This window comes from Niameybacter sp. (genome assembly GCF_036655075.1).
In the GTDB taxonomy this organism is placed as follows: domain Bacteria; phylum Bacillota; class Clostridia; order Lachnospirales; family Cellulosilyticaceae; genus Holtiella.
The window spans coordinates 1-7,103 of record NZ_JAVVQU010000073.1 but is presented as its reverse complement, the minus strand read 5'-3'; the positions used below and the strand labels follow the sequence as shown (position 1 = coordinate 7,103).

The 7,103-nt window shown below is 39.2% G+C and carries 9 protein-coding genes; all 9 read right to left on the bottom strand.

What is annotated here, in order from left to right:
- Window positions 1–66: 66 nt before the first annotated feature.
- Window positions 67–2,628, bottom strand: coding sequence for a terminase TerL endonuclease subunit (locus RRY75_RS13415; protein ID WP_334309880.1), 2,562 nt, complete (start codon window positions 2,626–2,628; stop codon window positions 67–69).
- A 57-nt stretch (window positions 2,629–2,685) separates the two neighbouring features.
- Entirely contained in the window at window positions 2,686–3,153 is a 468-nt protein-coding gene (locus RRY75_RS13410) for a phage terminase small subunit P27 family (RefSeq protein WP_332494428.1), read from the bottom strand.
- A 105-nt stretch (window positions 3,154–3,258) separates the two neighbouring features.
- On the bottom strand, window positions 3,259–3,387 hold the full coding sequence (locus tag RRY75_RS13405; RefSeq protein ID WP_332494427.1) for a DUF5049 domain-containing protein: 129 nt from the start codon (window positions 3,385–3,387) through the stop codon (window positions 3,259–3,261).
- Complete coding sequence (locus RRY75_RS13400; RefSeq protein ID WP_332494425.1) at window positions 3,377–3,598, bottom strand: hypothetical protein; 222 nt, start codon at window positions 3,596–3,598, stop codon at window positions 3,377–3,379. Before RRY75_RS13400 ends, RRY75_RS13405 begins: the two co-directional genes overlap by 11 nt.
- Entirely contained in the window at window positions 3,598–4,047 is a 450-nt protein-coding gene (locus RRY75_RS13395; protein WP_332494423.1) for a gamma-glutamylcyclotransferase family protein, read from the bottom strand. The genes RRY75_RS13400 and RRY75_RS13395 overlap by 1 nt, the downstream gene beginning before the upstream one ends.
- Window positions 4,048–4,104: 57 nt before the next feature.
- The gene (locus RRY75_RS13390) at window positions 4,105–5,001 is read right to left on the bottom strand and encodes an amidoligase family protein (protein ID WP_332494422.1); all 897 of its coding nucleotides are present in this window, start codon (window positions 4,999–5,001) and stop codon (window positions 4,105–4,107) included.
- 130 nt (window positions 5,002–5,131) lie between these two features.
- A complete protein-coding gene (locus RRY75_RS13385; RefSeq protein ID WP_332494420.1) occupies window positions 5,132–5,275 on the bottom strand; it encodes a hypothetical protein in 144 nt (47 codons plus the stop codon).
- Window positions 5,268–6,494, bottom strand: a complete 1,227-nt coding sequence (locus tag RRY75_RS13380) for a site-specific DNA-methyltransferase (RefSeq protein ID WP_332717232.1) — start codon at window positions 6,492–6,494, stop codon at window positions 5,268–5,270. The genes RRY75_RS13385 and RRY75_RS13380 overlap by 8 nt, the downstream gene beginning before the upstream one ends.
- Window positions 6,484–6,921 (bottom strand): RNA polymerase subunit sigma-70, encoded by a 438-nt coding sequence (locus RRY75_RS13375; RefSeq protein WP_332717229.1) that lies wholly within the window; start codon window positions 6,919–6,921, stop codon window positions 6,484–6,486. The genes RRY75_RS13380 and RRY75_RS13375 overlap by 11 nt, the downstream gene beginning before the upstream one ends.
- Window positions 6,922–7,103: the final 182 nt, after the last annotated feature.

The window sequence follows — 7,103 nt, the reverse complement described above, 5'->3', positions numbered from 1 at the left end:
AGCTTTAGATAAAAAAATTGAACTACATCTTGTCTAAGCACTCTTTCACGGAGTGCTTTTTTTATATCACAATACCAAAATTCCTCTCTGGTCATAGACACTTCCACTATCACCTTGATGCCTAATCGCTCTATCAAGTGCCATGATTGTAGCAACAGCACCATCTATCTTCTCTGTGCTTTTCTCTTTATCCGGCTTGATGTTGCCTGCTGGATCTGTTTTAACAAAGATATTGTCCATCATCCATCTAAGTACTGGATTACCGCCATGTGCTAGCTTCTTCTCCAAGGTTAGTTTCATCAACTCTTTAGAAGGTGGTGACATTTCCTTATACCCCTGACCAAAAGGTACCACTGTAAACCCCATACCTTCTAAATTTTGAGTCATTTGGACAGCCCCCCATCGATCAAAACCTATCTCTTTGATGTTATACTTAGTACCTAAGTCTTCAATAAATGATTCAATGAATCCATAGTGCACCACATTTCCTTCTGTTGTTTTAATATAACCTTGCTTCTCCCAAGTATCGTAAGGTACATGATCACGTCTTACACGTAATTCTAGCGTTTCTTCTGGTATCCAAAAGAACGGCATGATCATATACTTTTCTTCTTCTGTTCTTGGTGGAAATACAAGGACAAAAGCTGTTATGTCCGTAGTACTCGCAAGGTCTAGGCCGCCGAAACATTCTCTGCCTTTTAGTTCATCTGGAGATACCTTAAAAGCACACTCATCCCACTTTTCCATTGACATCCAACGTATGGACTGTTTCACCCACTGATTAAGTCTTAGTTGCCTAAACACATTTTCCTCTGCTGGGTTTTCTAAAGCTGATTGAAAAGCATTTCTTACTTTTTCTATATCTATTGTAATACCTAGTGAGGGATTTGCCTTATACCAATTTGCCTCATCGGTCCAATCGTCATCATCATCTATACCATATAACACAGGATAAAATGTAGGATCAATCTTTCTTCCCTCTAGAATGTCTTTTGACTTTTGATGCAGCTCATAACAAATCGAGTTTCTATCCGTTCCTGCTGTTGTAATAACAAAGAAGAGAGGTTGTGTTCTAGCATCTCCCGATCCTTTTGTCATTACATCATAGAGCTTGCGATTGGGCTGTATATGCAGCTCATCAAATATCAATCCTGATACGTTGTAGCCATGCTTTGTTGAAGTTTCTGCTGACAACACTTGATAGTAACTAGCTTGGCTTGGAAAGACAATACGCTTAGTTGAACCCACTATTTTTGATCTTCTTGTAAGTGCTGGTGACTGCTTAACCATTTGTGTTGCTACATCAAATACAATTGAAGCTTGCTGCCTATCTGCTGCGCACCCATACACTTCTGCTGATGGTTCGTTATCTGCAAACAGTAAGTATAATGCAATGGCAGCTGCAATCTCACTGTTGTGTGTTGGCACCATTGATTTTCCTGCTAAATAAAGTCTTGATGGGCTATCTACTTGAATGCACCTCATGGAACATGAAGCGATTTTTTCAATGGACTTAATATAATGAAAATGTGAGCGGCTATTTATATTTCTTTCTTTTGCCCTGCCTTGTTTGCGCTTTAGCTTTGATACTTTCATATCATCAAAAGCAGTAAATTTGATAAGATAACAAGTTTCACCTGTCGGTTCCCCATAACGTGTTGATGGTGTTATTTCTAGCGTATTTTTTATACCTAAAGACCATAAAAGCTCTCTCACATCTTCTGCTAGTTCGGGTAAAATTGTCACATATGTTGATTGACTTCTTACTTTTCCAACACACCCATCTGAATCCATTAATCCTTGTAGCAACCTTAACCTTTGTTTGATAGAACTTCTTAAATATTCCTTAGATATTCTTTTATCACGATAATTTCTAACTAAAACTTGCTTAAGTTCCTTATATACTAAGATATTACTGTATCCTGCCTGTTTATAAGTATTGTGTAAATTATAAGGTATAGCAGCTTCAACAGCATTTACATCATCTCTTCTTACAGTAATCTCTGGTTTAGTTGCATTACCATTTCCAATCCAATATCCATATAGATAGGGATCTAAGGGGAGAGCAATTTTTGGCAAAATAAAAGCATCCGTTATAGGGATGCGAAATAGTGATCTATTCTCTTTTTTATTTGCCTTTAAAGTTTTTTGGTACATTTCTCCTGTTGTACGGAGTTTTTCTCTATTGCCATTACGTGTTTCCTGTACCTGCCATAAATGTCTTTCTCCTGCTACAATACTGGAATTATCTCTAAATGTTATTTCATATGCCTGCTCTGTATCATCTATTTCACTCAACGCTACTACATTACAAGGCACTCCATTTTCATCAATAACTTGATCTCCTACCCTTAATTGCCCCATTGCTGTAAAACCTTTTGGTGTAGGTATTGGTGTATCTAGTGCAAGCTGTTTGCCTTGCTTTTTAGGAAGTTCTATATAGGCTGTTAAAAACTGCCTATTACCATCTTCTTTTACAATCCCAAACAAATCTCTTACAATCTGCTCCTGCCAAGCTATTAGTTCAAAAGGCTTACCTGCCCATCTTCCTTTGGTGTGTTTTAAACACTGAATAAAGTTAACTGCTTTATCCGCTTTGGCTTCATCGTAACAAGAAGTTGAAAGCATAAAAGGAGAAGGTGTGTATTCTTTTAATTTGTGTTTTTCATCCATGAATCTACTCCTTTACATCCCTAAGATACTTTCCATTGGATCGCCGTTACCTTGTGTTGTTTCTCCAGCAATTAATCGGCTTCTTGAAGATGGTGTAAGACCAAACTGCTCACCTACTTTGACCATTAGCTTCAAATTAGTCTGGGCGATACTTACCTGCGGTACCTGTTGCCAATACCCGCTTGGCGTTTTGACGATAGAACCATGTTTAGTGATAAACTCTTCCGCCTCTTTCCATCTAGCATAGGCTTGGCAATAACCAGCAAAGGGCATCAAATCCACTTCTGTTAATACACCCATTTGCTGCAAGGGCTTAGCTAGTCTTTTCCACTCTTTTTTTGCCTCTTCTTCTAACCATTCTGGACATTTCAGTCTAGTAGTTTTTGGCTTAGGCTCCTTACTATTAAGTGGTCTTTTTCCTGGGTTTCCTTCTAATACTTTTAATGCTGTTGGTTTTGGCTTTCTTCCTGGTGTTGCCACAAGTTTACCTCCTTCCACAACAAAAGAGCCTACACCATGTAAGCTCTTTGTTTATCTATCTTTTTCCTGTTAGGATAAATTCTGAATAGGTTTTCAGATTTCCTTCTAAAACATAACCAGTTCGTAGTAGCCTCTTTCATACGCTTCTACTTGAATGCTTTTGACATCAAACATATTGTACTTTCCCATATCCCTAATGACCAATATCTGCTCTGCAACCTGATCACTTATCATTCTTCGTGCCTCTTATACCTTTATAGTTATAGTTACCTTTTTGGATTTGCTCTCGCTCTACCTCTAATGCCTTATTATATTCGGGGTCTAACTGCTCCTTTTCTTTACACTTTAGGCAAATACAGTCGGTATTAAACATACTCATTATTCGCCCACCCTTAAGCTCAGCTCCACACCTATCGCATGCTGTTTGGGTAAAAAACTTATCCATTACTTCAACTCCTTTAAACACTCTAGATGTGCCATCTTTAAGATTTCAAGGTCAATACCATTGTCTGCATAGCCCTCAGCTATGGTTCCAAGGTAATAACTTGTAGGAATGGCTGGCATTGTTCTGTATCTTCTTGCCATGACATATACCATAGCTTCTTGTACCTTACTTTCTACTTGCACTTCTATCATTTGCTTTTCGTATAGGTTAGGATAACCCTCGTACCCATCTAGCGCTTCTTCACAGGCCTCTGTAATTTCCCATATTACTACCGGAACCGTTCGACCTGGGTAAGGTTCAATATTGGCCACGCCTCGGCTGTTGCCTCTGAAGGTCAACCTGTAATCTTTCACTATTCCTGTTCCTATTACTTTAGCGGCTGGACATCTATAGCTCATTTGCTCAAGGTTCGTATTACTCCCATAGGCAGCATAAATTTTCTTATTCATTTGATACACTCCTTTATGGTATGGGAGGGCGATTGGCCCTCCCTATTCTTCATTGGTTCAAGCTGCTTTTCTCCATGCGCTATTTCCTGTTAGGTTAGCTAGTAAATGGTGCCTGCAAGTTTTAAACTCTTCTCCGTTTAACCCCAATCTTAACATCCAACATCGGAAGGTGTACTTCTCGTTGTCGGTGTAGGTTCTTCTTGCACTTGCCTTCTTTTGTGTTAAGGCTTGGTAGCTTAAGGCTAAGCAAAATTGGATGTAAGCTTTAATCTTACCTGCGTGGGTGGTGCTGTTGAAAAGTCTGAACTCTACTGTTCCCTTAGTAAAGGTGCTGTGTAAGTTTAGTCCATGGTATCTGCTTTGGTGGTAATGCCTATTCCTATCTTGAACCCCATATCCTTCGTACCAAATGTCTGCTAATTCATCAATGGTCTTAGGTTTCTTTTTGTTAATGGTTTGAATAAGCTCTTCATTGAGCTTTTTGCAATATCTAATTCTTTCGTAATCAATGTCTAAAGCCTTGTAAAGTAAATCCTCTTTGCTAGCTATAAGGTTTACTATATTCTTCAGGGTGTTGGGTGTATGGGGTGCTGCATCAATATGAATGTGTATCCCGCATGTGCTGTTGGTAATTGCTCCTGCTTTTCTAAGAGCTCTTATCAACTCTTGTAAGGGTTCAATATCTTTGTAGGTTAATATCGGGCTTACTAGCTCTACCCTGTACTCGTTGTTTGCATAGTGCCTTGTCTTGCCCTCCATTTTCTGTGCCTCAATGCTTGAGTCTGAAACAATCTTCCAGGTTCTCGCCTGTGTATCTATGATTTCATAAGCATCGTACGTACCTCCTACATGCCGTGTTCCTATCGCCCAAGGTTGCTGCGTTATCACTGCTGCAGCTTGTTTCCTTGTAAGGCCTGTCATTTCAATTTCAATGCCAAATCTTTGTGTTCTCATTTGTGTTTCCCTTCTTTTGTGTATTCCCTTCCGGGTAGTACACATGTTACCGTAAGTGTGCTTTTAGTTGTAGACGCTGACTACACAAGAAACACATGGGATATTAGTGCTTACTACACAAAGAAAAGAGCTACCTACCAAGGATTTTCTTTAATCCTTTTAGCGCTCCTGTTACATCTCCACAAATGATCTGACCTTTCATTGTCTTGTATTGTTGCTTGGTTAGATATGATGCCTGTGCTTCTAATAACCTGAGTGCTTTATCCTTATTCATTGGTGACCTCGGAGTATTTGATTTTCTTGCCATCACGTACTAAATACACATCCGCATCTGTCTCTACCTCATTTATGAATCGCTTCACAATAACATCTGCATATTTTTCATCTAACTCAACGGCATAACAGATTCGGTCTGTTTGTTCGCAAGCAATAAGTGTTGAACCGCTACCACAAAAAGGCTCTAAGACAATGCTATTGGTTAAACTGCTATTTTGAATAGGATATGCAACAAGTGCTACTGGCTTTGTAGTTGGATGAAGTTCACTTTTAGTGGGTCTATCAAATTTCCACACTGTTGTTTCCTTGCGTCCAGCATACCATTTATGCTTGCCTTTCTTTTTCCACCCATAAAGCACAGGCTCATGCTGCCATTGATAAGGACTTCTACCTAACACCAAGGATTGTTTTACCCACTGGCATACCCCTGATAAATAGAATCCTGCATCTAGGAATGCTTTTCTAAAAATGTGTCCTTTGGTATCAGCATGAAATACATAAATAGAACCATCATCCGCCATATGTGCTTGCATATTTTTAAAGGCTTTTAGAAGGAACTGCTCAAACTCTTCATCTGCCAATGAATCATTCTGAATACTACCTGCCGCTCCCTCATAGGAAACGCCGTAAGGGGGATCTGTAACAACTAGATTTGCTTTCTTACCTTCCATCAGCATCTCATACGTTTTGGATAAAGTACTGTCCCCACACACTAATCTGTGTTTTCCAAGTAGCCATACATCACCTTGCTTACTAATAGGTTTTTCAGGCATAGCCTCATCAACATCAAAGTCATCTTCTTGAATATCTTTGTCATGAAGATTGTTAAATAGTTCATCAATTTCTGGTGGTTCAAAACCTGTAAGTTCTACATCAAAATCAGCTTCCTGTAAGTCTTTAATCAACTCTGCAAGCAACGTCTCGTCCCATGAACCAGTTACTTTGTTAAGAGCTACGTTCAGCGCTTTTTCCTTTGTCTTATCTACTTCAACAATGACACAATCTACTTCCGTGTAACCTATATGCTTTAAAACTTTTAGGCGTTGGTGCCCTCCAATAATCGTCATATCTTTGTTTACAATGATTGGTTCCACATAGCCAAACTCATTGATGCTGTTTTTTATCTTTTCATACTCCTTGTCACCAGGTTTTAAATCCTTTCTAGGATTGTAGGTTGCTGGTATGAGTACTTCAACACTTAACTTTTTAAACTCCATCATTACCCTCCTCAAATCTATGCTTAATATAGCAACCATGGCTGCAATACTTTCTGTTCTTGTTCCCGTAAGCTGTGAATTCCTTTTCGCAGTACTCACAGGTGTAGTGGTATATCGCATTATCATTTTTATTTCTAGCTTCTTGGTGTTCTAACCACCATTTTCTTCTGCATGCGTCAGAACAAAACTTTCTTTCCCGGCCCTTGGCTTTTTGTTTAATAGGTTTAAGACAATGTTTACAGGCGTTTCCCTCTTCAATCTGTTCCTGGACAGTAAGCTCTAAAAATGTACTTTGTCCGCCTAGCCCACTACGTTTGCAGTAAGCTCTTATCGTATCTCTACTCATCTGAAGTGCGGTAGCTATTGCCTTATAGCCTACACCTTCTAGGCGCATGGTTCTAATTATCTTCTTATCTTCATCTGTCACTTACTGCAATCTCCTTTCTTACTTTTACGCATTAAAAAAGCAACTACATTTTTTTGTAGCTGCTAGCTTTAAGGCACTTTTTAGATAGTGTTCTGGTTATACCCCCCTATGGAATATGCGATTTTTTACACGAAGGGGCGCATCGGTCTTGATCATCAAGGGTTGTAGGGATTTCACTCCCC

Coding starts and splice junctions, on each gene's coding strand:
- RRY75_RS13380 (WP_332717232.1), bottom strand. CDS start 6,494: ATGGAGTTTAAAAAGTTAAGTGTTGAAGTACTCATACCAGCAACCTAC.
- RRY75_RS13390 (WP_332494422.1), bottom strand. CDS start 5,001: ATGAGAACACAAAGATTTGGCATTGAAATTGAAATGACAGGCCTTACA.
- RRY75_RS13400 (WP_332494425.1), bottom strand. CDS start 3,598: ATGGATAAGTTTTTTACCCAAACAGCATGCGATAGGTGTGGAGCTGAG.
- RRY75_RS13395 (WP_332494423.1), bottom strand. CDS start 4,047: ATGAATAAGAAAATTTATGCTGCCTATGGGAGTAATACGAACCTTGAG.
- RRY75_RS13405 (WP_332494427.1), bottom strand. CDS start 3,387: ATGATAAGTGATCAGGTTGCAGAGCAGATATTGGTCATTAGGGATATG.
- RRY75_RS13385 (WP_332494420.1), bottom strand. CDS start 5,275: ATGAATAAGGATAAAGCACTCAGGTTATTAGAAGCACAGGCATCATAT.
- RRY75_RS13415 (WP_334309880.1), bottom strand. CDS start 2,628: ATGCTTTCAACTTCTTGTTACGATGAAGCCAAAGCGGATAAAGCAGTT.